The organism is Micromonospora sp. Llam0 (assembly GCF_003751085.1).
In the GTDB taxonomy this organism is placed as follows: Bacteria; Actinomycetota; Actinomycetes; order Mycobacteriales; family Micromonosporaceae; genus Micromonospora_E.
Genome location: NZ_RJJY01000001.1, coordinates 991,190 through 1,015,332, shown reverse-complemented (window position 1 = coordinate 1,015,332; position 24,143 = coordinate 991,190). Strand labels below are relative to the sequence as shown.

Genomic DNA, 24,143 nt, shown 5'->3' with positions numbered 1-24,143 from the left:
CCGATACCGGGGCCGGAATAACTTAACCGGTTGCGTAGCGGGAACGCGCCCGTCTACTCTGATGCCTGCGCGAAGGGCCGGGTAGTCGCCGACACCGTGCTGGCCAGGTCAGCCGGTGTCTTTCGTCCCCGTGGGTCACCCACGGGCCGCTACCCGAGGTAGGTCATGAAGACACGTCTGAGCGTCGCAGCCGCGGCGCTGCTCGCCCTGGTCACGTCCGTCGTGGTGCTGGTCCAGCCCGCGCACGCCGCCGTCGGCCTGCACGTCAGCGACGGCCGGCTGGTCGAGGCGAACGGCACTCCGTTCGTCCTTCGCGGGGTCAACCACGCACACACCTGGTACCCCAGCCAGACCAGCTCCTTCGCCAATATCAAGTCCCTGGGCGCCAACGCGGTCCGGGTGGTGCTCAGCAACGGCCACCGGTGGACCCGCAACGATGCCAGCGACGTCGCCAACGTCATTTCGCTGTGCAAGGCCAACCGGCTGATCTGCGTCCTGGAGGTGCACGACACCACCGGGTACGGCGAGGAGGGGGCCGCCGCGACCCTGTCGTCCGCCGCCGGCTACTGGATCAGCCTGGCCAGCGTGCTGCGCGGCCAGGAGAACTACGTCATCATCAACATCGGCAACGAGCCGTTCGGCAACAGCGGCTACCAGAACTGGGCCAGTCACACCACGAGCGCCGTGCAGCGGCTGCGCGACGCCGGTTTCGAGCACGCGATCATGGTCGACGCGCCGAACTGGGGACAGGACTGGACCTTCACGATGCGCGACAACGCGCAGTCGGTGTGGACCGCCGACCCGGCCCGCAACCTGATCTTCTCGATCCACATGTATGGCGTGTTCGACACCGCCGCCGAGATCAGCGACTACCTGGGCCGGTTCCGCTCGGCCGGTCTGCCGATCGTGGTCGGCGAGTTCGGGCACAACCACTCCGACGGCGACCCGGACGAGGACTCGATCCTGTCGTACACCTCCCAGCATGGCATCGGTTGGCTCGGTTGGTCGTGGAGCGGCAACAGCGGCGGCGTCGAATACCTCGACATGGTGAACAACTTCGACGTCAACAGCCTGACCACGTGGGGGCAGCGGCTGTTCAACGGCAGCAACGGGATCCGGGAGACCGCGCGGGAGGCGACCGTCTACAGCGGCGCAACGCCGCCGCCGACCACCGCACCGCCCACCACGGCACCACCCACCACCGCACCGCCCACCACTCCACCACCGGCTGGGGCGTGCACCGCGACCTACCTGGTGGTCGGTCAGTGGCAGGGCGGTTTCCAGGGCGAGGTACGGGTGACCGCCGGCGGTTCGGCGCTCAGCGGCTGGCGGGTGAGCTGGACGTTCGCCAGCGGCCAGTCGGTCAACCAGGCGTGGAACGCCACCGTCACCGGCAACGGGGCGAGTGTCTCGGCGACCAACGTCAGCTACAACGGCAACCTTGGCGCCGGGCAGAGCACGACCTTCGGCTTCATCGGCAGTTGGAGCGGCAGCAACCCGGTGCCGACGCTGTCCTGCGCCGCGCGGTAGCCGCAGCCGGCCACCGCAGGTGTGACCGGTGGCCGGGCGGGTACCCGTCCGGCCACCGGCACACCCGGCGCACTCACCTGAGACGGCTGGCGGCTGGTGTGCGCACTGGCAAGTCGCTACGAGCTGGAGGTTTACGGTGAGCGAAGGTCCTCGTCTACGGGTGGGCGCGTACGCGGTGATCGTCCGGGACTCGGCGGTGCTGCTGAGCCGGTTGTCCGAGGCGTCCCCGGTGTTCGAGCCGGGTGCCTGGCATCTGCCGGGAGGTGGTCTCGATCCGGGCGAGCAGCCCGGCGAGGCGCTCACCCGGGAGTTGCAGGAGGAGGCCGGGCTGGAGGTGATGTCGTCGCGGTTGCTGGACGTGCGGTCGTACCTGGCGCACCGCAACGGCATCGACTGGCACGTGGTCGGGCTGCTGCACAGCGCCCGGGTCGGACCGGGCGAGCCGGTGGTCACCGAGGTCGGCGGCAGTGCGGACGCCATCCGGTGGGTGCCGATCGACGAGATCGACCGGCTGCCGCTGTCGCCGCCCACCGCGGACGGGCTGCGGATGGCGGAGCTGCTGCCGGTGCCGGCGTAGGAGTTCGTCGCCCGGGGCGTAGCTGGTTGGTCGTCAGGCATGGTCACCGGTCCGGTCGCAGCCGTCACGGCCTCGGCCGGGCCGGTGCCGACCGGATGTCGGCTGGCCGCCCGCCGCGTCGGGTGCACATTCGCGGCGGGCGGCCCGTAGCCGCCAGATGACGAGCGCCCCGAGCGCCAGCACCGCGACCACGACGGCGGCCGCCCGGCCGGCGAATTCCTCGATCGCGGCGTACGAGGTGCCGGCCAGGTAGCCGATCAGCACCGTGCCGATCCCCCAGACCAACGCGCCCACGACGTTGTAGAGAAAGAACCGCCGGTACGGCATGTGTGCCGCGCCGGCCAGGGCGGGCATCACCGCGTGGAAGAAGGTCACGAACCGGCCGACGAAGACCGCGGTGCCGCCCCGTACGGCCAACTGGTGTTGCGCCCGCTGCACCCAGGCCTGCCGCTTGCGCAGGAAGCGCATCCGCAGCAGCCGCGGCCCGAGGGCCCGGCCGATCAGGTAGCTGGTGGTGTCGCCGGCCACGGCCGCGCTGACCACGACCACGGTGATGCCGGGTAGCGAGATGGTGCCGAGGCTGGCGGCGACGCCGCCGAGCACCGCGGCGGTCTCGCCGGGGAACACGAAGCCGACGAACAGCGCGTCCTCGGCGAAGACCAACAGCCCGACCAGCAGGTAGATCAGCGCACCATCCATCGACAGCAACCGCTGCAGCCAGTCGCTCAGCACAGCACCCCCCGCTCGCGGGGGGCTGCGGACCCGACGTTAGCAGTTGCGGGGCGGCGCCCGTGACGGTCCGACGGATGCGGCGCCGGGGCGTCACGGGCGTACTCCCCACCACAGAGAGGTGACACCCCGATTCTTAACCGGTTAAGCACTACGCTACGCGCGCCCGGCGAACGCCGTCAAGCACACACGTGGTCGTCAGACCACAGACAGTCGCGAGCCGGCGCAACGCCGACGCCGCCAACCGGACCGGCAGGCGGGTCAGCCCGCCGTCGCCAGCCGCACCATCGTCCAGGAGACGGACGGCAGCATCACCGACAGCCGTCCCTGGTCGACCGCCGGGCCGGGAAGGGTCTGGGGGCGGACCCGGTCCGGTTGGGCCGAGGTGTTGGCGGCCCGCACGTCCGGGTCGGTCAGCACGCACTGCTCGACGACCCGGTAGCCGGGGAATGCCCGCAGGTCGATGTCGAGCACGAGGGACTCCCGCTGCCCACGGTTGACGGCGAAGATCACCAACTGATCCGCATCGTCGTCGTGGGTGGCCACCACGTCCAGCAGCGGCACCTCGCCGTACCGCGCGGTCTCGACGACCGGCCCGGTGCCGCACTCGACCCGCAGCACCGTCCCCCGAGCGTGGCAGGCGGTGTACGCGAACGGATAGAAGATCGTCTGCCGCCAGGCCGGACCGCCCGGCTCCGCCCGGATGGCGGCGATCGTGTTCACCAGCTGGGCCTGGCAGGCGGCGGTCACCCGGTCGCTGTTGCGCAGCAGGGTGATCAGCGAGGAGCCCACAACCACGGCGTCGGCGACGGTGTAGTCGTCCTCGCTGAGCGACGGTGCGTGCACCCACTCGGTCGGTACGCCCTCGGCGAGGAACCGGCGCATGTACCAGACGTTCCACTCGTCGAACGAGATCTGCATCCGCTTGCTGCTACGAGTCTTGGCCCGGACGTGATCACAGGTGGCGACGATGTCGCCGATGAACCGGTCCATCTCCACCGACGAGGCCAGGAAACTAGCCAGGTCCCCGTCCTGCTCCTCGTGGTAGAGGTGCGCGGAGACGTAGTCGACCTGGTCGTAGCTGTGCTCCAGGACGGTCGCCTCCCAGGCCGCGAAGGTCGGCATGGCGGGACCGGAGCTGCCACAGACGACCAGCTCCAGGTCGGGGTCGATCATCCGCATCCCCCGGGCCGTCTCGGCGGCCCGTCGCCCGTACTCGTCGGCGGTCTGATGGCCCAGCTGCCACGGCCCGTCCATCTCGTTGCCGAGACACCACATCCGGATGTCGTACGGGACCTGCCGGCCGTGCGCCCGGCGCAGATCGGACAGCTGGGTGCCACCCGGATGGTTGGCGTACTCCAGCAGGTCCATCGCCTCGCGGGGACCCCGGGTACCCAGGTTGACCGCCAACATCGGCTCGACCCCGGCGGCCCGCGCCCAACTGACGAACTCGTCCAGCCCGAAAGCGTTGGTCTCGATGCTGTGCCAGGCCGGGTCGAGGCGGGTGGGACGCTGGTCCCTGGGCCCCACTCCGTCCTCCCAGCGGTAGCCCGAGACGAAGTTTCCCCCGGGGTAGCGGACCACCGATACGCCCTGCTCCCGGACCAGGTCGAGCACGTCACGGCGCAATCCGCGCTCGTCGGCGGTCGGATGGTCGGGCTCGTAGAGCCCGGTGTACACGCACCGGCCCATGTGTTCGACGAAGGATCCGAAGGTACGGCGCCGGACCGGTGCGACCGCGAACGCCGGGTCGAGGTGCACCGTCACCGGGCGGGGCACTGCCGGGTCGACCATCGCCATCGAGACGTACCTCCGCAGAATGTGCACGGGTGCGGTCGCGGGGCGACCGGCCACGGGCATCGACGGTCACCCGCCGGCACCCCAGGTTGTCGGACGCTAACATGCGCGACGCTGCCCTGTCTGCCGGCAGATTCGGCTACGGGGCGGGCGCGGCGGTTGCCGCAGAGTACGGGGCGGGTGCGTCGGGCTCAGGGTTTGCGGGCGACACCACCGACGAAGGTGTGGTAGGTGTCGGTCTGCTCCGACGGCACGTCGTCAGGAGCCGGACGCCACTCCGCAAGGGGCACCAGACCGGGTTCGAGCATCTCGAAGTCGCCGAAGTACGCAAGGATCTCGTCGCGCTGGCGCCACCGGCCGGTACCCAACGTCTGGTTGAAGATCTTCTCGACGACGAGCGCCTTGCGGGCGGCCTCCGGCTGGCTGTCACCCGGGTTGTGGAAGTGAGACAGGGCCAGGTAGCTCCCGCTCGGGATCGCGTCCCGGTAGACCGTCGCCACCGCGGCTGGATCCTCGTCGTCACCGAGGTGGTGCAGGATGCCGAGCATCAGCAGGCCGACCGGCTGATCCAGGTCGATCATCGACTGTACGTCGGGATTGGCCAGGATCTGCCCCGGGTCGCGGGTGTCCGCCTGGACGACGGTGGTCATCGGAGAGCTGTCGAGCAACGCCCGACCATGTGCCAGCACCATCGGATCGCTGTCCACGTAGACCACCCGCACCTGCGGGTCGATCTGGTGGGCGATCTCGTGCACGTTGCCCTGGGTGGGCAGGCCCGAGCCGATGTCGAGGAACTGCCGTACGCCGGCCTCGGCGACCAGATGCCGCACCGCGCGGCGCAGGAAGCCGCGGTTGGCCCGGGCCGCCAGCGGACCATCGGGGGTGACCTGCAGCGCCATCTGGCCGGCCTGGCGATCGACCGCGAAGTTGTCCTTGCCGCCGAGCATGTAGTCGTACACGCGGGCGACGCTGGGACGGGTGGTGTCCACCCCGACCGGGGCTCGTTCCTCAGTGCTCACGGCGGAGACCTCCGGGGGGTGCGGCCGACCAGGATCTCGTGGTCGGCTGGGAGCGCTGCCATGGTGGAGTCTAAAGGATGCCGACTATCACCGACGGCCCGCCCGGTGCGGGTCGTCAAGCCGCCGGCCGCAGGGCGTTCAGCACGGATCGTTCCAATGTAGTCGTCTCGACCCGAGCGGCGACAATGGCCTCGCCAGGACCGACGGCGATCTCCTGCCATGACCAGCCGTACCGGCGCGCGTCGTCGACCTGGATCACTTCCAGGGTCTCCAACAGCCGACGCAGCGCGCGGACAGCCCGCAACCCGACCCGACGGTCGGAACTGGCGGCTGCGGCGGTGGGCACGGCCACCACACATCGATGCCGCGCGGCCTAGCGCATCTCGTCGGCGAGGGCGAGCACTCGGTCGACCGTCAGCTCGTCGAGGCGGTCGACGACGAGCGTCGCGCCGGCCAGGGCGTCGGCCGCCGGCGGGTACCCGGGGTGCGGCACCGCGACCACCACCAGGCCGGCGGCCGCGGCGGACCGCAGCCCGTTGCTCGAATCCTCCACCGCCAGGCACCGCTGCGGCGGTACGCCGAGCAGCCGAGCCGCCACCTGGTAGACCTCGGGGTCCGGCTTGCCGGCCGCGCACTCCTCGGTCGACAGGGTCGCCCGGAACGCGTCGGTGAGCCCTGCCGTGGCCAGCACCTGTTCGATCAGGCGGCGGGGTGAGGAGCTGGCCAGCGCGAGCGGGAACCGCCCGGCGAGGTCGCGGACCACCTCGGTCGCGCCCGGGATCAGCGGCAGCTCGGCCCGGTACCGCGCCGCCATGGCGTCGATAACCTCGTCGGCGACCCGGTCGGCGCCGCGCCCGACGCCGAGGTCCGCGTCCAGGTAGCCGGCCCACTCCGGGGTGCTCATCCCCATCAACCGCTGCTGGGCGTCCGGCAACCACCGACCACCGGCCCCGGCCACGTAGTCGCGCCGGACCCGCTCCCAAACCGGCTCGGTGTCGATGAGTACGCCGTCCATGTCGAACACCACTGCGGAGATCATGATCCCATCCTGCCCGGTCGACCGGAATCCGCCCGCAACCGGGGTCACTGAGCGCTATCCTCGCAGGTGAGCTCCCTTTTCTCGATCCGACCCGGGTCGCTGCAGCGGCCCACTCACCGGACAGCAGCGGTGAAAGGAGCAGTGATGTCGGAGCACGCCGCGCCGGCCCGCGACCGGATCGTGGCCGGCGTCCACGACTCGGCATCCAGCTGGGCCGCCGTCGCCCTGGCCGCCCGGGAAGCCGCCACCGCGCACCGGCCGCTGCGGCTGGTGCACGCCCTCAGCTGGATCCCGGACGACCTGTCCGGCGGCGACGAACCCCAGCCGGACGCCTACCAGCTCGTCGAACGCGCGGTGGAGATCGCCACCCGGACGGCCCCCGGAATCGACGTCGTCACCGAAGTGTCCGAGAACGCCCCGGCGACCGCGCTGCTCCGGGAGTCCCGGATGGCGTCGCTGGTCGTGATCGGCGACGGGGACCTGGCCCGGTGGACCTGCCTGCCGCTGGACGCACTCGCCGTACAGATCGCCGCCCGCGCGGACTGCTCGGTGCTGGTCGCCCGGGCCGGTTCCGAGCCGGCCCCCGAGCCGGCCGCGCCGGTGCTGGTCGGCGTGGACGGCTCGGCCGGCTCGGAGCGGGCGCTCGGCTTCGCCTTCGACGCCGCCGCGCAACGGGGCAGCGACCTGATCGTCGTACGCAGCTGGGAGAGCGAGTCGAGCTGGGCCGACGCCTCGGCGGCGACCGCCGACGAACTCGCCGCGGCGGTGACCCCGTGGCGGGAGAAGCATCCCGATGTCGCGGTCCGCCAGCAGGTGGTGAACGGGCCGCCGGCCCGGGTGCTGATCGAGCGTTCCGCCCAGGCCGGGCTGGTGGTCGTCGGAGCCCGTGGCGACCATCCGCTGCGGGTACCGCTCGGCGCGGTCAGCCAGGCGGTGCTGCACCACGCCGGGTGCGCGACGGCGATCGTCCGCGAAGGTGGCCCCCGGCCGCCCGCCGGCGACTGACCGGGACCTATGCCCTGGGAGGTGGCCCGACCGGCCCTGCCCCGCCCGCACCGACCACTGCTACCACGGAAGGAGAGAGATTCGCCAACCAGTGCAGGAGGCGGGCGCCATGCCGAAATTCGTCTACGACTTCATCGAAGGTAACCGCGAACTCACCGACCTGCTCGGCGGCAAGGGCGCCAACCTGGCGGAGATGACCCGGCTCGGCCTGCCGGTACCGCCCGGCTTCACCGTCACCACCGCCGCCTGCCGCGTCTACCTCGCCGACGGCACACCGCCGGCCGGGATGTTCGACGAGGTCAACCGCCACCTCCGGGGCATGGAGGCACGGCTGGGCAAGCGGCTCGGCGACCGGCACGACCCGCTGCTGCTCGCCGTCCGGTCCGGTGCCCGGTTCTCGATGCCCGGCATGATGGAGACCGTCCTGGACATCGGGTTGACCGACGCCACCGTGCACGGCCTCGCCGCGCAGAGCGGCGACGATCGCTTCGCCTGGGACTCCTACCGCCGGCTGGTGCAGATGTTCGGCCGGACCGTGTTCGGCGTGCCCGACGAGCTGTTCACCGCCGAGTTGGAGACGGTGAAACGGACCGCCGGGGTCACCGCGGACTCGGCGCTCGGCGCCGACGACCTGCGCGCCCTGGTGGAGGCGTACCAGAAGGTCTTCCACCAGCACACCGGCCGGGACTTCCCGCAGTCGCCGCACGAACAGCTCGACCTGGCGATCCGGGCGGTCTTCGAGTCGTGGAACGCCGAGCGCGCGGTGCTCTACCGCCGGCAGGAACGGATCCCGGCCGAGCTGGGCACCGCGGTGAACGTGATGGCGATGGTGTTCGGCAACCGGGGCCCGGACTCCGGCACCGGGGTGGCGTTCACCCGCGACCCGGCGACCGGCGCGCGCGGCGTGTACGGCGACTACCTGGCCAACGCCCAGGGCGAGGACGTGGTGTCCGGGGTCCGCAACACGGTCCCGTTGCAGGAACTGGAGCTGATCGACCCGCGCAGCTTCCACCGGCTGATGACCATCATGGACACTCTGGAGCACCACTACCGCGACCTGTGTGACGTCGAGTTCACCATCGAACGTGGCACCCTGTGGATGCTGCAGACCCGGGTCGGCAAGCGGACCGCCGAAGCCGCCTTCGTCATCGCCGCGCAACTGGTCGACGAGGGCGTCATCGACCTCGACGAGGCACTCGACCGGGTCACCGGGGCCCAGCTCGGTCAGCTGATGTTCCCCCGGTTCGACCCGGCCGCCGCGCCCTCGCCGCTCGCGGTCGGCGTACCGGCCGCTCCGGGCGCGGCCGTCGGCCGGGTGGTGTTCGACTCCGACGCGGCGGTCGCCGCCGCCGGTCGGGGCGAGCGGGTCATCCTGGTGCGTCGGGAGACCAACCCGGACGACCTGCCCGGGATGATCGCCGCCGCCGGCATCCTGACCAGCCGGGGTGGCAAGACCTCGCACGCCGCCGTAGTGGCGCGCGGCATGGGCCGTACCTGCGTCTGCGGTGCCGAGGCGTTGACCGTCGACCCGGTGGCCGGCGAGATCACCGTCGCCGACGGCGCCGGGGCGGCGCCGACCGTGCTGCACGCCGGGGACCTGATCTCGATCGACGGGGCGACCGGCGCCGTCTACGCCGGCGCCGTCACGGTCCACCCGTCACCGGTGTTGCGCTACATCGAGGGCGAGCTGGCACCGGAGTCGGACCCGCTGGTGTCGGCGGTGCACCGGCTGCTGGGCCACGCGGACGTGGTGCGCCGGCTCGCGGTGCGGGCCAACGCGGACAGCGCCGCCGACGCCCGCCGGGCCCGGGCGTTCGGTGCCGCCGGCATCGGCCTGTGCCGGACCGAGCACATGTTCCTCGGCGACCGCCGGGAACTGGTCGAACGGCTGATCCTCGCCGAGACCGACGCCGACCGCGACGCCGCGCTGGCCGCGCTGCGCCCGCTGCAGCGGCAGGATTTCGAGGAGTTGCTGGCCGAGACGGACGGCCAGCCGGTCACCATCCGGCTGCTGGACCCGCCGCTGCACGAGTTCCTGCCCGCCCTCGACGAGTTGGCCGCCCGGGTGGCCCGGGCCGAGGCGCTCGGCGAAGACCCGGGGCACGACGGGCGGCTGCTCGCGGCGGTCCGTCGGATGCACGAGGCCAACCCGATGCTCGGCCTGCGCGGTGTCCGGCTCGGCCTGATGGTGCCGGGTCTGTTCGCCACCCAGGTGCGGGCGATCGCGGAGGCGACCGTCGTCCGGCTGCGGGCCGGCGGCGACCCCCGTCCGCAGATCATGGTGCCGCTGGTCGGCTCGGTGCAGGAACTGGAGGCGGTACGGGAACAGGCCGAGGCGCTGCTCGCCGACTTCGACGGCCTGCCGCCGATCCCGGTCGGCACCATGATCGAGGTACCGCGAGCGGCCCTCACGGCCAGCGCGATCGCCGAGGTGGCGGACTTCTTCTCGTTCGGCACCAACGACCTCACCCAGCTGGGTTGGGGCTTCTCCCGCGACGACGTCGAAGGGGTGTTCTTCGGCCGCTACCTGGAGCTCGGCATCTTCCCGGTGTCGCCGTTCGAGTCGATCGACGCCGCCGGTATCGGACGGCTGATCCAGATCGCGGTCGCGGACGCCCGGGCGACCCGGCCGGACCTGGAGATCGGCGTCTGCGGCGAGCACGGCGGCGACCCGGACTCGGTGCGGTTCTTCCACGACGCCGGGTTCGACTACGTCTCCTGCTCGCCGTACCGGGTGCCGCTGGCCCGGCTGGAGGCCGGACGGGCGGCGGTCCGCCCAGCTCACCGGTCCGACACCCGTTGACCGCTCGCCCGGTGGGTCGGTGTGCGGGCACCGGCCCACCGGGCGCCGTCGAGGAGGTCCACGATGATCACCGTCCCGGTCGGCCGTACCCGGTCGACGCCCGCATCCGGTCCGACGGACCGCGCCGCCGGTGCGCAGTCCGGTCCGTTCGGCCCCGTGATCGGCACCGGCGGCACCGATCCGGCCGTGCTCATCCCGGTGAGCAGCGGCGGCCGGCCGCTCGGCGTGTTCGTGTGCACCGCCGGCCGGGTCCGCTACCGGCCGGTGGTCGCCGCCGACCGGGTCGCCGCTGCGGCCGCGGCGGTGGCGGTCGCCGCGGTGGGCGCTGCGGCGGTCGCGGCGGTCGCTCGCCGCCGTCCCGCCGCCGTCGGTACGGTCACCATGGGACCGGGCGGCTGGGTCAGTTTCAAGGGACTGCCCGGTCCAGCGCCACGGGTCGTCGCCGACGGCCGTCGGCCCTGGTGGGCCCGGCTGCTACGGGCCCGGCGGTTGAGTCGGTGAGGTTGCCCGCACGGTCGGTACACCGCGGTCCGGCATGGTCGGGGACGGCAACCATGTGGACGATGTTCACGTATTGGTACTCATATGATTACCCTGTGACAACCCCCGACACGTGGCGCCTTCCGCCCTGGACCCTGCTCAGCAACCACGGACACGTCCTGCTCGCCATCGCCCGCGACCCACGGGCCCGGCTGCGGGACGTGGCGGCGCGGGTCGGGATAACCGAACGCGCGGCGCACACCATCGTCGCCGACCTGGAGGAAGCCGGATACCTCACCCGGCACCGGGTCGGCCGGCGCAACGAGTACACCGTCAATCCACACGTACCGTTCCGACATCCGGCCGAATGCGACCACCTGGTCGGCGAGTTGCTCGCGCTGTTCACCGGCGGCGAGCCGGCTGCGGCCGGACCGCCGCCGACGGTACCGCCGCCGGCCGGACCACATCCGACGCCGGCCGGTCGACCTACGGGACCCCAGTCCCGCAACGGCGGGTCCTTCGCACCTGTCCCCCACCCGTCAACGGAGGTGGACTGTAGTCAGGTTCAACTGAAGGAGTGAGGATCATGAGCGCCAGTCACCTGATCGTCGTCGGTATCGACGGCTCCGAGGGCAGCCGCCGGGCTCTCGACTGGGCCGCCAGGGAAGCCGCCGAGCGGGGCGGCGCGCTGCGCGCCGTCGTCGCCTGGCGGTGGGACGGTGGAACCGCGGTCAGCCCCATCGAGGAGCGGCAACGCGCCAGCGAACTGCTGGACCAGGAGATCGCCGCGCTGACCGCCCGGCTCGGATCGGCGACGCCGGTCGTCGGCGAGGTGGTCGAAGGCCGCGCCGCCGACGTGCTGGCCACCGCCGCCCGCGGCGCGGATCTGCTGGTCCTGGGCAGCCACGGCCACGGCCGCCTGCAGCACACCGTCCTCGGCTCGGTCAGCGAGGAGTGCATCCGCAAGGCCACCTGCCCGGTCGTGGTGATCCCCGTCCCCGCGCTGGTCTCCTCGGCCACCGACACCACCAGCTGAGCCGGAGGTAATCGCCATGGTCAGGCCGATCGTCGTCGGCTACGACGGGTCGTCCAGCGCCGACGCCGCAGTCAGCTGGGCGGTCGCCGAAGCCGTCCGGACCGCCACCCCGGTAGTCCTCGCGTACGCGTTCGAGTGGCCGACCGGGGCCGGGCCGCTGGTCCCCGTACCGGCAAGCTGGCCGAACGCGGCATCCCGGCGCGACGCGGAGACGATGCTGCGGGTGGCGGCTGCCGAGGCCGCCGAGACACACCCGGACGCCGACATCGGCACCGTCGTCCTCGACGGACCCGCCGCCCTACGGCTGCGGGAGAAGTCCCGGGACGCGGCGTTGCTGGTGGTCGGCAACCGGGGGCACGGCGGCTTCGCGGACCTGCTGCTCGGGTCGACCAGCGTGGCCGTCTCCACGCACGCGCACTGCCCGGTGGTGGTGGTCCGCGGCGCGGCCCACCCGACCGCCCCGGTGGTGGTCGGCGTGGACGGCTCCGAGCCGTCGCTGGCCGCGCTGCGCTTCGCCGTCGAGCAGGCGGCCAGCCGGGCGGTGCCGCTGCGGGTGCTGCGTGCCTGGCACCCGCCGGCACCACGGTGGCAGCCGCCGGCCTTCGACCCCCGGGAAATCGTCGCCGCCGAGCGTGCTCTGCTCGACGACGAGCTGACCGGGTGGCGGGAGAAGTACCCCGAGGTCACGATGACCGCCGAGGCGGTCGTCGACAACCCCGGCCGGGTCCTGGTCGACGCATCGCGTACCGCCAGCCTGGTCGTGGTCGGCTCACGCGGCCGGGGTGGCTTCACCGGCCTGCTGCTCGGCTCGGTGTCGCAGCAGCTGCTGCACCACAGTCACAGCCCGGTCGCGGTGATCCGCGACTCCATCCCGGCCGACGCCCGCTGAGTGGGCGCGCCGACGCCCACCCCGCCGACGACAACCGCGCCGACGACAACCCCCGCCCGGCGGGCCGTCCCCGACCCGCCGGGCACATACCCCAATGGAGGCTGACGTGTTCGCCGAGCAGATCCGCGATCCGTGGCGGACCTTCCAGGGACGACGGTGGCGGGACACGATCGACGTGGCCGCCTTCGTCCAGGCCAACTACACGCCGTACACCGGCGACGCCGGATTCCTGACCGGCGCGACCGACCGGACCCGGGCGGTCTGGGACCGGCTGCGCGACATGTTCGTCGAGGAACGCCGCCGGGGTGTCTACGACATCGATGCCGCGACGCCGTCCACCATCACCGCGCACGCCCCCGGCTACATCGACAAGGACCGCGAGCTGATCGTCGGCCTGCAGACCGACGCGCCGCTACGTCGGGCGATCATGCCGCACGGCGGGCTGCGGACGGTGGAGAACGCCCTCGCGGCGTACGGCTACCCGGCCGACCCACAGGTGCACCAGATCTTCACCACGTACCGCAAGACCCACAACGACGCCGTCTTCGACGCCTACCCGGCCGACGTGCTGCGGGCCCGTCGCTCGCACATCGTCACCGGACTGCCGGACGCCTACGGGCGGGGCCGGATCATCGGTGACTACCGGCGGGTCGCCCTGTACGGGGTGGACCGGTTGATCGCCGAACGCCGGGCCCACCGTGAGGCGCTGGATCTGGTCCCGTCCACCGACGACGTGATCCGCGACCGGGCGGAGCTGGCCGAGCAGATCCGGGCCCTCGGGGAGCTGGTCGAGATGGCGGCGGCGTACGGCTACGACGTGACCCGGCCCGCCGCCGACGCCCGGGAGGCCGTCCAGTGGCTGTACTTCGCCTACCTGGCCGCCTGCAAGGAACAGAACGGCGCGGCGATGTCACTCGGCCGGACCGCCACGTTCCTCGACGTCTACCTGCAGCGCGACATCGACGCCGGACAGCTGACCGAGCTGGCCGCGCAGGAGCTGGTCGACGACTTCGTGATCAAGTTGCGGATCATCCGGTTCCTGCGCACCCCCGAGTACGACGAGCTCTTCTCCGGCGACCCCACCTGGGTGACCGAATCGCTGGGCGGGACCGGCGCCGACGGGCGGACCCTGGTCACCCGGACCACGTTCCGCTACCTGCAGACGCTCTACAACCTGGGACCGGCGCCGGAGCCGAACCTGACCGTGCTCTGGTCGCCCACGCTGCCCGAGGGGTTCAAGAGGTTCTGCGCCCAGGTGTCGCTGGACACCAGCGCCATCCAGTACGAGAACGACGACACGCTGCGGTCCTGGTACGACGACGACACCGCGATCGCCTGCTGCGTGTCGGCCATGCGCGTCGGCCGGGACATGCAGTTCTTCGGGGCCCGGGCCAACCTGGCCAAGGCCCTGCTGTACGCGGTCAACGGCGGCCGTGACGAGGTCACCGGCGAGCAGATCGCCCCGGTCAGTCAGCCGGTCGGTGGGGAGATCCTCGACTACGACGAGGTCCTCGCGGCGTTCGACCGGACGTTGGACTGGCTGGCCGCCACCTACGTCACCGCGCTCAACGTCATCCACCACATGCACGACCGGTACGCGTACGAACGGTTGCAGATGGCGCTGCACGACTACCCGGTGCACCGGTTCCTGGCCTGCGGGATCGCCGGCCTGTCGGTGGCCGCCGACAGCCTGTCGGCGATCCGGTACGCCCGGGTCAAGGTGCTGCGCGACGAGACCGGACTGGTGGTCGACTACGTGGTCGACGGTGACTACCCGGCCTTCGGCAACAACGACGACCGGGTGGACGAGATCGCGGTCTGGCTGGTCGAGACGTTCATGGCGAAGCTGCGCCGGCAGCCGGCCTACCGCGAGGCCGAGCACAGCCTGTCGGTGCTGACCATCACCTCGAACGTGGTGTACGGCAAGCACACCGGGCACACCCCGGACGGCCGGCGGGCCGGCGAACCGTTCGCCCCGGGTGCCAACCCGATGAACGGCCGGGACCGGCACGGGCTGGTGGCCGCGGCGATGTCGGTGGCGAAGCTGCCGTACGACTGCGCCCGCGACGGCATCTCGCTGACCACCACGGTGACCCCGGCCGGCCTGGGACGCACCCCGGCGGAGCGGGTGGCCAACCTGGTCGGTGTGCTGGACGGCTACACCGACGCCGGCGGCTTCCACCTCAACGTCAACGTGCTGGACCGGGCCACCCTGGAAGACGCGATGGCGCACCCGGAGCGGTACCCGCAGCTGACCATCCGGGTCAGCGGGTACGCGGTGAACTTCGTGCGGCTCACCGCCGAGCAGCAGCGCGAGGTCATCTCCCGGACGTTCCACGGAGGGCTGTGAGGTGACCACCGGGGCGGTCCACTCGTACGACGTGTCGATCGGGGTGGACGGCCCCGGTACCCGGTTCGTCGCGTTCCTCGCCGGCTGTCCGCTGCGCTGCCAGTTCTGCCACAGCCCGGACACCTGGTTCCGGCGCGCCGGCACCCCGACCACCGACGACGCGCTGGTCGCGCAGGTACAGCGCTACCAGCGGTTCATCTCGGTCGCCGGTGGCGGGGTGACGCTCAGCGGCGGCGAACCGCTGATGCAGCCGGACTTCGTCCGCGCGGTGCTGCGCCGGTGCCACGACGCCGGCCTGCACACCGCGCTGGACACCTCCGGATTCCTCGGCGCCCGCGCCGACGACACGCTGCTGGACGCCACCGATCTGGTGCTGCTGGACATCAAGTCGTCCGATCCACTGACCTACCGTCGGGTGACCCGCACCGGACGGCTCGACCCGACGCTGCGGTTCGCCCGGCGGCTGGCCGACCGGGGCACCCCGATCTGGGTCCGGTTCGTGCTGGTGCCGGGGCTCACCGACGCCGAGTCGAACGTGGCCGGGGTGGCCGACGTGGCTGCCGGCCTGCCGACCGTGCAGCGGGTCGAGGTGCTGCCGTTCCACCGGCTCGGCGCGCACAAGTACGCCGAGCTGGGGCTGGACTATCCGCTGGCGGCGACGGCACCGCCGGACGACGCGCTGCTGGACCGGGTGCGGGGCCAGTTCCGCGACCGAGGGCTCACCGTCTACTGACGAGGTCGCCTACCTGACGAGGTTCACCTTCTGGCCGGGCTCACCGGCTACCGACCCGGTCGCTGTGGGCCACGGCGACCGGGCGGTCGGCCCGCCACGCCGGTGACCAGCGGAACCGGTGGGTGACGCCACGCCAGCCACCACCGGACCAGCCACCGCCGGCTGTCGCGCCGGCCAGTTCGGCAGCGATCTGCCGGACCTGGCGGTAGCCGGTGGCCATCAGGAAAGCCGACGCCCGGCCGTAGCTCTTGATGCCGACGACGAAGTAGCCGGGCTCGGGATGGCGCAGCCCGTCGACTCCGGGTGCTGGTGCCGACCACCCGCGGGCCGGCCCAGGGTCGAGCAGGGCGGCCAGGCCACGGCTGGTGCCGAGCACCGGGTCCAGGTCGAGACGGAGCTCGGCGGCGACCCGGTGGTCGGCGCGGAAGCCGGTGGCGACGACCACCCGGTCGGCGACGATCATCCGTCCGTCGCGGCTGGACAGCCGAACCGGGCCGAGGTCAGACAGCTGCTCCACCCGGTGGGTGACGAACCCGGCCTCCAGGGTGATCCGACCGGCGTCGACCAGCTGGCGCAGCCGGGTGCCGATCGCGCCACGTGCCGGCAACGCGTCGGCGGCGCCCGGGGCGAAGACCGGATCGACGCTCACCCGGCGGACGGCCCAGGTGATCCGGGTGCCGGGCCGCTGGTCGGCCAGCTCGATCAGGTCGAGCAGGGTGGTGGCGGCCGAGTGTCCGGCGCCGACCACCACGGTGTGCCGGCCGGCGTGTGCCGGCCGGTCGACGCCGAGCACATCGGGCAAGGCGAAGTCGAGATGCGCGGCGGCGGCCGGTTCGCCGATCGCCGGCAGGCCCTCGCCACCCAGATGGTTGGGGGTGTCCCAGGTCCCCGACGCGTCGACGACGGCGCGGGCGAGCTGTTCGGTGCCGTCGGCCAGACGGGCCACGAACGGCGCGCCGACGCGTCCTGGGCCACGCAGCCGGTCGATGCCGAGCCGGGTGATCCCGGTGACCCGGGTGCCGTAGCGGATCCGGTCGGCCAGCACCGGCAGCTTCGCCAGCGGCAGCAGGTACTCCTCGATCAGTTCGGCCCCGGTCGGGTGGTGCCCGGGTTCGGGCACCGACCAGCCGGCGGCGTCGAGCAGTCGGCCGGCAACCGGGTCGATGTTGTCCCGCCAGCTGCTGAACAGCCGTACGTGCTGCCAGTTGCGGATCGCGGTACCGGCGGCGGTACCCGCTTCCAGCAGCAGCGACGGGACCCGGCGCCCGGCGAGGTGGGCGGCGGCGGCCAGTCCGACCGGGCCGGCGCCGATCACGACCACGGGCAGTTGCCGGGCGGCGTACTCGATGCTCATCTGTCTCCTCTCGACGTGGTGGCGGCCAGCCGAGACGCAGCACGCAGCGGGGACGTCCGGGAGCCCGGCCCGTCACCCCATCAGCTGAATCGATGCCTGCCGAGACAACGCCTCATGCTGTACCGCGCCCTGAGCTCCGGCTAGGCGGACACGCTTCCAACGACCACCCCGCCGCAGGTGCTCGCACACCGGGTCCGATTACCGACCGGTCACTTCGCCGATGGCCGTTGCCCGCCACTACCGGGCCGGCCGCCGGCCGGCCGGGGCGGATCCACCTCGGTGGCCGGCGGGTAGGCGTACAACTCGGTGAGCCGGGTCCGGGCGGCGTGCAGCCGGTCGACCACCACCCGCATGAAGCGGGTGGTCAACTCCCGGCCCAGGGCGTCGTCCTGGCTGATCAGCCGGCGGATGCCTGCCGCGTCGAACTCGATCGTCAGGGTCTGGTCCACCGCAACCGCCCCGAACTCCCAGCGGTACGGTGGGAACAACCACGACCAGCCCAGCACGCTGCCGGCCGCGACCGTCTCGATGTCGATCTCGCCACGGCCCGGCACCTGGAAGTTCAGCGCCACCTGACCGGTCCGCAGCAGCCAGAACCGGTCCGCCGTGCGCCCCTGCTGGAAGATCCGCTGCCCGCTGTGCCGGACCCCGGGGCGGGCCTGGTACGACAGCCGCTCCAGCCAGGGCCGGGGCAGCCCGGCCAGGAACGGGTGGGCGTCGAGCAGATCGATGGTCCGGATCATCGCTTCTCCGTCCGCTCACGGACACGTACCACGGACATCCATCGCAGCCGACGGCCGGCCGTGGGCGACAGGGTCGGAGGTCCCGCCCGGGTGGGACGCAGTGCCCGTCGGCAAGCGGCGCAACGCCCCTGCCCCGAGGGACCGATCCGGACGAGAGTGGAACCGAGTGAGGCGCGACGTGCAGAAGGGGTGGTGGGCGGCGATGAACGCCGGATGGATCAGGAACGGGCGGCCCGGTCCGCTGATGACGGCCTGCCTGGAGGCCGCAGCCGCCGCACCGTCGGTGCACAACAGCCAGCCGTGGCGGTTCCGGCCGCACCCGACCGGCATCGAGGTGCTCGCCGACCGGCGCCGACAGGTCGACCTGGTCGACCCGGCCGGCCGGGAGTTGACCATCAGCGTCGGCGCCGCCGTGTTCAACCTGCGGGTGGCGATGCTGGCCCACGGTCGGATACCGGTCATGCGGCTGCTGCCTGAGCCCGACGATCCGGATCTGCTGGCCCGGATCGCGGTCGGACCGCCGACCGAGACGGACGAGACGGTACGGCTGCTCGCCCGGGCCGTCGCGCACCGGCGCACCAACCGACGCCCGTTCGCCGACCTGGCGGTGCCCGGTGAGGTGCTCGACGAACTCGCCGCCGCCGCCCGGACCGAGCACGGCCGGCTGGCCGTCGTCGACCCGATGATGCGCTCGTCGGTGCTCGCGCTGATCGGCACCGCCGAGGACCGCCGCCGGGTCGACCCGGCGTACTGGGCGGAGCTGGAACGGTGGACCCGGGACCGACCGGGCCGGCTCGACGGCGTACCGCCGCAGGCCTTCGGACCCTGGCCGGTCCCCCGCACCGTGCCGGTACGCGACTTCGGACTGGTCTGGCCGGCCCCGCGACGGCGGGTCGCCGCGTTCGAGGAGGACCCGGTCCTCGCCGTGCTGTACACCGTCGGCGACAGTCCGCGGGACTGGCTGCGGGCCGGGCAGGCGCTGCAGCGGGTGCTGCTCACCGCGACGGTACGCGGCCTGGCCACCACGCTGCTGACCCAGCCGCTGGAGTTTCCCGAACTGCGTGACCTGCTCGGCCGGCAGCAGGACGGACGGCGGGCGCAGGCGATCATCCGGATCGGCTACGGACCGCTCAGTCCACCGGTGCCCCGCCGGCCGCTCGCCGAGTTGCTCGAACCCGCGCCGACCCGGGCGGTCGACACGGTGGGGGTGGCCGGTGCCAGTTGACACGCGACCGATCGTCGATCCGGGCGTAGCCGCCGTCGATCCAACACCCACGGGCGATCCGGGTGGGCTCGACGCCGCCGAGGTCGCCCGGCGGGCCACCGGGTACGGACCGAACGTCGTGCCGGGCGGGCCGGACCGCACCGGGCTGGTCCGCCGGGTGGTCCGTCAACTGAGCGACCCGCTGGTCGTGCTGCTGCTCGCCGCCGGGGTGGTCACCACGGCACTCGCCGACTACCCGAACACGGTGGTGATCCTGCTCGTCGTGGTGGTGAACACCGGTATCGGCGTGGTGCAGGAGGTCCGGGCGGACCGGGCGATCGCCGCGTTGGACCGGCTGGCGGCACCGGTGGCCCGGGTGCGGCGCGACGGAGCCGACCGGGTCGTGCCGGCGGCCGAACTGGTCCCGGGCGACCTGGTCAAGATCACCGCAGGCGACATCGTCCCCGCCGACCTGCTCCTCACCACCGCGACCCGGCTGCGCTGCGACGAGTCGACACTGACCGGTGAGTCGGTGCCGGTGCGGCACGACGACGGTGACCCGGCCCACGCCGGCACCGTCGTCGTCGCCGGCCGGGCGACCGGCATCGTCACCCGGACCGGCGCCGACAGCGCGTTGGGGCGGATCGCGACGTTGATGCGGCGCACCCACCCCGGGCCGACGCCGCTGCAGCTGCGGCTGAACCGGCTGAGCCGGGTACTCGGGGCCACCGCCGTGCTGTTGTCCGGCCTGGTGTTCCTGATCGGCCTGGGCGGCGGGCGGCCAGTCGCCGACCTGGCGGTGACCGCGGTGAGCCTGGTCGTCGCGGCGGTGCCGGAGTCGTTGCCGGCGGTCGTCACCCTCGCTCTGGCGCTCGGCGCGCACCGGATGGCCCGGGCCCGCGCAGTGCCGCGACGGCTGCCGGCGGTCGAGGCGCTCGGCTCGGTGACCGTCGTCGCCGCCGACAAGACCGGCACCGTCACCGAGGGGCGGATGGCCGTGCAGCGGGTGGTCACCCCGGTCGCCGAGTACACCGTGGACGGAGTTGGCTACCGGCCGACCGGGCGGATCGTCCGCCGCAGCGCCGACGGCACGGCCGGCGTACCGGTCGGCGTCGCCCCGGACGACCTTCGAGGGCTGGCCCGGGCCGGGCTGCTCTGCAACGACGCGGAGCTGACCGCGCCGGACCCGGACGACGACGCAGCGGACCACAGCCCACAGCACGGCGGCGGGTCGGACCGCAGCCGGACAGACAGCGGCCGGACGGCGCACTGGCGGGCGGTCGGAGATCCGTTGGAGGCCGCGTTGGTCGCCTTCGCCGGCCGGACCGGTCTTGACGCCGACGAGATCCGCCTGGCCTGGCCGCGGGTCGCCGAGCACCCGTTCGACCAGACACACCGGCGGATGACCACCGCCCACCGCACCTGTGACGGCCGGTACCTGGTCGTCTGCAAGGGCGCTCCGGAGACGGTGCTGACCCCTGAGGTCACCGCCGCCGATCCGGGGCAGCTCACCGTACTGCTCGACCAGGCCCGTCGACTCGCCGACGCCGGGCTGCGGACCCTGGCGGTCGCGGCGGCGGTCGAACCGGACTTGCCCGACCTGGCCCGTCCCACCGGGTTGCGGCCGCTGGGGCTGCTCGGAATCGGTGACCCGGTACGGGCCGACGCCCCCGACGCCGCCCGGACCTTCGCCGCCGCCGGGATCCGGCTGCTGCTGGTCACCGGAGACCATCCGGGCACCGCCGCCGCCGTCGGCGGCCGGTTGGGGATCTGGTCCGCCGGTGACCCGGTCGCCACCGAACCGGCCGCCCCGGAGCAGGCGCGGGTGTTCGCCCGCATCCAGCCGGAGCAGAAGCTCGACGTGGTCGCCGCGCTGCAGGCCCAGGGACACGTGGTGGCGATGACCGGGGACGGGGTCAACGACGGCCCGGCGCTGCGCCGGGCCGACGTCGGGGTGGCGATGGGCGGCGGCACCGACGTCGCCCGCCAAGCGGCCGACCTGGTCCTGGTCGACGACAACCTCGGTACGGTGGCGGCCGCCGTCGGTGAAGGGCGGCGGATCTACGACAACGTCCGGCGGTTCCTGCGGTACGCGCTGGCCGGCGGGGCGGCCGAGCTCGCGGTGATGCTGCTCGGCCCGCTGTTCGGGCTGGCGCTGCCGTTGCTGCCCGGTCAGATCCTCTGGATCAACCTGCTCACCCATGGCGTGCCCGGCGTGGCGCTGGGCGCCGAACCGGCCGAACCGGACGTGCTGCGCCGGCCGCCCCGACCGCCCACCGAGTCGGTGCTCGGCGCCGGCCTGCTCGCCGGGGTGCTCACCACCGGCGCGTTGATCACAGCGGTCACCCTGGCGGCCGGTGTCGCCGCGTACCACGCGGGCCGACCCTGGCAGACGATGGTCTTCGTCACCCTCGGGCTGGCCCAGTTGGGCGTCGCGCTCGCGGTCCGGGCCCGCCGGGGTACGGCGGCGGAAGGCCCGCAACGGGGTACGGCGGCGGCCGGCGCGCGGCGGCGGATGGCGAACCCGGCGCTGGTCTTCGCGGTGGCCGGGGCGGGTCTGCTGCAGCTCGCCGGGGTCTACCACGGCCCGCTGCGGACGCTGCTGGGCACCGAGCCGCTGGCCCTGACCGAGTTGGCGGCCTGTGCCGCTGTCGCGGCGCTGCCCGCACTGGTGTTACATCTGTCCCGGAGCGGGAACGGACGTGGTTCGGGTCCGGATTCCCCGCGCCCCGTCGGCCACGAGCCGGCGGCGGAGCAGACCTGACCAGGAGGCAGCAGATGGACGAGGCGACCACCAACGGGACCGGCAACGGGACCGGGACCACCGTCGACACGGCGGCGGCCGGCGTCGACGCCGCGACCGCCGACCGGCCGTTGGCCGCCGTGCTGGCCGAGGCCGCCGCGGCCGCCGGCTACGCGCCGTCGGTGCACAACACCCAGCCGTGGCACTGGCGGGTCCGGCCGGACAGTCTGGAGCTGCGCGCCGCCCGGGAGCGGCAGTTGCCGGCCACCGATCCGGACCGCCGGTTGCTGATCCTCAGCTGCGGTGCCGCGCTGCACCACGCGAGGATCGCGCTCGCCGCCCAGGGCTGGACGGCCCAGGTGCAGCGGTTGCCGGACCCGGCCGAGGATGATCTGCTGGCGGTGCTGCGACCTACCGAACGGATCGCGGTCCAGCCCGACACCGTCCGGATGTTCCAGGCGATGCAGGTGCGGCACACCGACCGCCGGCCGGTCAGCGACGAGCCGCTGCCGGTCGCGGCGGTCACCGCGATCACCGCCGCGGCCGGGGCCGGGGTCCGGCTGCAGATCCTCTCCTCCGACCAGGTGATGCTGCTCGCCGCCGCGGCCAGCCGGGCGGAGGAAGCCGAGTCGGAGGACCCGCAGATCCGCGGCGAACTCGACTACTGGACCGGGCTGGGCACCCCGCCCGGCACCGGACTGCCCGACGAGGTCCTGCCGGAACGCGCCGCGCAGACCACGGTGCCCGGACGCGATTTCGGCCGGGCCGGCACCCTGCCGGTCGGCGGCGGGCACGACCGGGCCGCCGTCTACGCCCTGCTCTTCGGTGACGACGACGAGCCGGCGTCCTGGCTGGCCGCCGGCGAGGCGCTCTCGTCGGCCTGGCTGACCGCGACCGAGCTGGGCATTTCGGTGGTGCCGCTGAGCGGGGCGGTCGAGGTGGCCACCACCCGGCAGACGTTGCGGCACATCCTCGCCGGGCTCGGCTACCCGTACCTGGTGCTGCGGCTCGGCATCGCCAGCCCGGACCACGCCGGCCCGCCGCACCCGCCGAGGATGCCGGCGGCGCAACTGGTGGACACCAGTGAGGTGAACACCGCGAAACCCCACGCCACGGACGAGGAGGGGCGATGAATCCCGAGGGACCCGTACTGGTCGGTGTCGACGGTTCGGCGGCCGCGGTGCAGGCCGCCCGGCTGGCCGCCCGGGAGGCCGAGATGCGACGGCGCCCGCTGCGGATCGTGCACGCCTTCGTCTGGCCGGCGTTGCAGGCACCGATGGCGTTGGCACCAGCGGTGCCGCCGGAGGGCGAGGTCGAACGGTACACCCGGGAGATCGTCGACGAGGCGGCCCGGGCGGCCGCCGACGAAGCGCCGCAGATCGAGATCGCCACCCAGGTGGTCGACGGGGCCGCCACCGTGGTCCTGCTCGCCGAGGCCCGCTCCGCCGCGCTGGTCGTCCTCGGCGACCACGGGTTCGGACCGATCTCCGGTGCGCTGATCGGCTCGGTCGCCTCCCAGGTGGCGACCCACGCCGACGGCCCGGTGCTGGTGGCCCGGGGCGACTGCGACCGCAGCGGTCCGGTGATCGTCGGGGTGGACGGCTCCGAACTGTCCGCACAGGCCGTCGAGTTCGCCGCCGAGGCGGCCGACCTGCGCGGTACGGAGCTGCTCGCGGTCCACACCTGGACCCATCCGCCGTCGATCGGCCCGGGCGACATGCAGCCGCTGGTCTACGATGCGGCGGCGCTGCGGGCGGAGGAGGAGGCAGTGCTCGCCGAGTCGGTGGCCGGGGTCCGCGAGCGGCATCCCGACCTGACCGTACGGCAGCTGTCGGTCCAGGGTCGGGCGACCAAGGTGCTGACCGAGGAGTCGGCCCGGGGTCAGCTGCTGGTGGTCGGTGCCCGCGGGCGGGGTGGCTTCACCGGGCTGCTGCTCGGCTCGGTGAGCAACGCCCTGCTGTACCGCAGCCAGTGTCCGCTGGTCGTGATCAGGCCGCCCCGGCACTGAGCGGAGCCGGTCTGAGCGAGCCGGTCCGGCGACGGGCCGGTTAGCATCGTCGCTGTGAGCGCCGCGAACCCCCCGTCGGACGAGCACCGCGACGCGCCGTCGCT

At 73.0% G+C, this 24,143-nt stretch carries 20 protein-coding genes and 1 pseudogene; 14 read left to right on the top strand and 7 right to left on the bottom strand.

Annotated features, from left to right (window positions below; translation table 11 throughout):
- Positions 1-165: 165 nt before the first annotated feature.
- Together EDC02_RS04620 and EDC02_RS04615 are read left to right on the top strand one after the other, a co-directional pair.
- Positions 166-1,530 (top strand): cellulase family glycosylhydrolase, encoded by a 1,365-nt coding sequence (locus EDC02_RS04620; RefSeq protein ID WP_123600875.1) that lies wholly within the window; start codon positions 166-168, stop codon positions 1,528-1,530.
- A 136-nt stretch (positions 1,531-1,666) separates the two neighbouring features.
- Positions 1,667-2,107, top strand: a complete 441-nt coding sequence (locus EDC02_RS04615) for an NUDIX hydrolase (protein ID WP_123600874.1) — start codon at positions 1,667-1,669, stop codon at positions 2,105-2,107.
- A 33-nt stretch (positions 2,108-2,140) separates the two neighbouring features.
- Here EDC02_RS04615 and EDC02_RS04610 read toward each other — a convergent pair whose 3' ends face one another.
- The 5 genes from EDC02_RS04610 to EDC02_RS04590 all read right to left on the bottom strand — a co-directional run bounded on the left by EDC02_RS04610 (position 2,141) and on the right by EDC02_RS04590 (position 6,691).
- On the bottom strand, positions 2,141-2,839 hold the full coding sequence (locus EDC02_RS04610; RefSeq protein ID WP_199757499.1) for a DedA family protein: 699 nt from the start codon (positions 2,837-2,839) through the stop codon (positions 2,141-2,143).
- A gap of 258 nt (positions 2,840-3,097) precedes the next feature.
- Positions 3,098-4,636, bottom strand: a complete 1,539-nt coding sequence (locus EDC02_RS04605; RefSeq protein WP_233605736.1) for an alpha-N-arabinofuranosidase — start codon at positions 4,634-4,636, stop codon at positions 3,098-3,100.
- Positions 4,637-4,824: 188 nt separating this feature from the next.
- A complete protein-coding gene (locus EDC02_RS04600; protein ID WP_123600873.1) occupies positions 4,825-5,652 on the bottom strand; it encodes an SAM-dependent methyltransferase in 828 nt (275 codons plus the stop codon).
- Between the two features lie 115 nt (positions 5,653-5,767).
- Complete coding sequence (locus tag EDC02_RS04595) at positions 5,768-6,004, bottom strand: hypothetical protein (RefSeq protein ID WP_199757916.1); 237 nt, start codon at positions 6,002-6,004, stop codon at positions 5,768-5,770.
- A gap of 21 nt (positions 6,005-6,025) precedes the next feature.
- A complete protein-coding gene (locus EDC02_RS04590) occupies positions 6,026-6,691 on the bottom strand; it encodes an HAD family phosphatase (RefSeq protein WP_123600871.1) in 666 nt (221 codons plus the stop codon).
- 144 nt (positions 6,692-6,835) lie between these two features.
- Between EDC02_RS04590 and EDC02_RS04585 the strand changes: the two genes are divergently transcribed.
- The 8 genes and pseudogenes from EDC02_RS04585 (at position 6,836) to pflA (ending at position 15,987) form a co-directional block, all read left to right on the top strand.
- A complete protein-coding gene (locus EDC02_RS04585; protein WP_123600870.1) occupies positions 6,836-7,696 on the top strand; it encodes a universal stress protein in 861 nt (286 codons plus the stop codon).
- Between the two features lie 109 nt (positions 7,697-7,805).
- Positions 7,806-10,499: a pyruvate, phosphate dikinase gene (gene ppdK / locus EDC02_RS04580; RefSeq protein ID WP_123604497.1), complete on the top strand. Its 2,694-nt coding sequence runs from the start codon at positions 7,806-7,808 to the stop codon at positions 10,497-10,499.
- A 63-nt stretch (positions 10,500-10,562) separates the two neighbouring features.
- Positions 10,563-11,000 carry a hypothetical protein gene (locus EDC02_RS04575; protein WP_123600869.1) on the top strand — a complete coding sequence of 146 codons (438 nt, stop codon included), beginning with the start codon at positions 10,563-10,565 and terminating at the stop codon, positions 10,998-11,000.
- A 95-nt stretch (positions 11,001-11,095) separates the two neighbouring features.
- Positions 11,096-11,386, top strand: a pseudogene (locus tag EDC02_RS41285) (helix-turn-helix transcriptional regulator); the annotation flags it as partial.
- A 179-nt stretch (positions 11,387-11,565) separates the two neighbouring features.
- Positions 11,566-12,015 carry a universal stress protein gene (locus EDC02_RS04565; protein WP_123600868.1) on the top strand — a complete coding sequence of 150 codons (450 nt, stop codon included), beginning with the start codon at positions 11,566-11,568 and terminating at the stop codon, positions 12,013-12,015.
- A gap of 16 nt (positions 12,016-12,031) precedes the next feature.
- Entirely contained in the window at positions 12,032-12,904 is an 873-nt protein-coding gene (locus tag EDC02_RS04560; RefSeq protein ID WP_123600867.1) for a universal stress protein, read from the top strand.
- A gap of 94 nt (positions 12,905-12,998) precedes the next feature.
- The gene (gene pflB / locus EDC02_RS04555; protein ID WP_123600866.1) at positions 12,999-15,254 is read left to right on the top strand and encodes a formate C-acetyltransferase; all 2,256 of its coding nucleotides are present in this window, start codon (positions 12,999-13,001) and stop codon (positions 15,252-15,254) included.
- 1 nt (position 15,255) lies between these two features.
- The gene (gene pflA / locus EDC02_RS04550; RefSeq protein WP_123600865.1) at positions 15,256-15,987 is read left to right on the top strand and encodes a pyruvate formate-lyase-activating protein; all 732 of its coding nucleotides are present in this window, start codon (positions 15,256-15,258) and stop codon (positions 15,985-15,987) included.
- 40 nt (positions 15,988-16,027) lie between these two features.
- Here the strand turns inward: pflA and EDC02_RS04545 are convergent, their stop codons facing one another.
- On the bottom strand, positions 16,028-17,341 hold the full coding sequence (locus EDC02_RS04545; RefSeq protein WP_123600864.1) for an FAD-dependent oxidoreductase: 1,314 nt from the start codon (positions 17,339-17,341) through the stop codon (positions 16,028-16,030).
- Positions 17,342-17,550: 209 nt separating this feature from the next.
- The gene (locus EDC02_RS04540) at positions 17,551-18,084 is read right to left on the bottom strand and encodes a cyclic nucleotide-binding domain-containing protein (RefSeq protein ID WP_233605735.1); all 534 of its coding nucleotides are present in this window, start codon (positions 18,082-18,084) and stop codon (positions 17,551-17,553) included.
- Positions 18,085-18,286: 202 nt separating this feature from the next.
- Here EDC02_RS04540 and EDC02_RS04535 point away from each other — a divergent pair, with 202 nt between their 5' ends.
- From EDC02_RS04535 to EDC02_RS04520, 4 genes are read left to right on the top strand one after another with little or no spacing between them, the layout of a single operon-like run.
- Positions 18,287-19,309: a nitroreductase family protein gene (locus tag EDC02_RS04535; RefSeq protein ID WP_123604494.1), complete on the top strand. Its 1,023-nt coding sequence runs from the start codon at positions 18,287-18,289 to the stop codon at positions 19,307-19,309.
- Positions 19,299-22,052, top strand: a complete 2,754-nt coding sequence (locus EDC02_RS04530) for a cation-transporting P-type ATPase (protein WP_123600863.1) — start codon at positions 19,299-19,301, stop codon at positions 22,050-22,052. Before EDC02_RS04535 ends, EDC02_RS04530 begins: the two co-directional genes overlap by 11 nt.
- A gap of 14 nt (positions 22,053-22,066) precedes the next feature.
- Positions 22,067-23,164 carry a nitroreductase gene (locus EDC02_RS04525; protein WP_233605734.1) on the top strand — a complete coding sequence of 366 codons (1,098 nt, stop codon included), beginning with the start codon at positions 22,067-22,069 and terminating at the stop codon, positions 23,162-23,164.
- A complete protein-coding gene (locus EDC02_RS04520) occupies positions 23,161-24,039 on the top strand; it encodes a universal stress protein (RefSeq protein ID WP_123600862.1) in 879 nt (292 codons plus the stop codon). Before EDC02_RS04525 ends, EDC02_RS04520 begins: the two co-directional genes overlap by 4 nt.
- Positions 24,040-24,143: the final 104 nt, after the last annotated feature.

Excerpts from the sequence above, each read along its gene's own strand:
- EDC02_RS04620 (WP_123600875.1), top strand. The coding sequence starts at position 166 with ATGAAGACACGTCTGAGCGTCGCAGCCGCGGCGCTGCTCGCCCTGGTC.
- EDC02_RS04605 (WP_233605736.1), bottom strand. The coding sequence starts at position 4,636 with ATGGCGATGGTCGACCCGGCAGTGCCCCGCCCGGTGACGGTGCACCTC.
- EDC02_RS04590 (WP_123600871.1), bottom strand. The coding sequence starts at position 6,691 with ATGATCTCCGCAGTGGTGTTCGACATGGACGGCGTACTCATCGACACC.
- EDC02_RS04585 (WP_123600870.1), top strand. The coding sequence starts at position 6,836 with ATGTCGGAGCACGCCGCGCCGGCCCGCGACCGGATCGTGGCCGGCGTC.
- ppdK (WP_123604497.1), top strand. The coding sequence starts at position 7,806 with ATGCCGAAATTCGTCTACGACTTCATCGAAGGTAACCGCGAACTCACC.
- EDC02_RS04575 (WP_123600869.1), top strand. The coding sequence starts at position 10,563 with ATGATCACCGTCCCGGTCGGCCGTACCCGGTCGACGCCCGCATCCGGT.
- EDC02_RS04565 (WP_123600868.1), top strand. The coding sequence starts at position 11,566 with ATGAGCGCCAGTCACCTGATCGTCGTCGGTATCGACGGCTCCGAGGGC.
- EDC02_RS04560 (WP_123600867.1), top strand. The coding sequence starts at position 12,032 with ATGGTCAGGCCGATCGTCGTCGGCTACGACGGGTCGTCCAGCGCCGAC.
- pflB (WP_123600866.1), top strand. The coding sequence starts at position 12,999 with ATGGAGGCTGACGTGTTCGCCGAGCAGATCCGCGATCCGTGGCGGACC.
- EDC02_RS04545 (WP_123600864.1), bottom strand. The coding sequence starts at position 17,341 with ATGAGCATCGAGTACGCCGCCCGGCAACTGCCCGTGGTCGTGATCGGC.
- EDC02_RS04540 (WP_233605735.1), bottom strand. The coding sequence starts at position 18,084 with ATGATCCGGACCATCGATCTGCTCGACGCCCACCCGTTCCTGGCCGGG.
- EDC02_RS04535 (WP_123604494.1), top strand. The coding sequence starts at position 18,287 with ATGAACGCCGGATGGATCAGGAACGGGCGGCCCGGTCCGCTGATGACG.
- EDC02_RS04525 (WP_233605734.1), top strand. The coding sequence starts at position 22,067 with ATGGACGAGGCGACCACCAACGGGACCGGCAACGGGACCGGGACCACC.
- EDC02_RS04520 (WP_123600862.1), top strand. The coding sequence starts at position 23,161 with ATGAATCCCGAGGGACCCGTACTGGTCGGTGTCGACGGTTCGGCGGCC.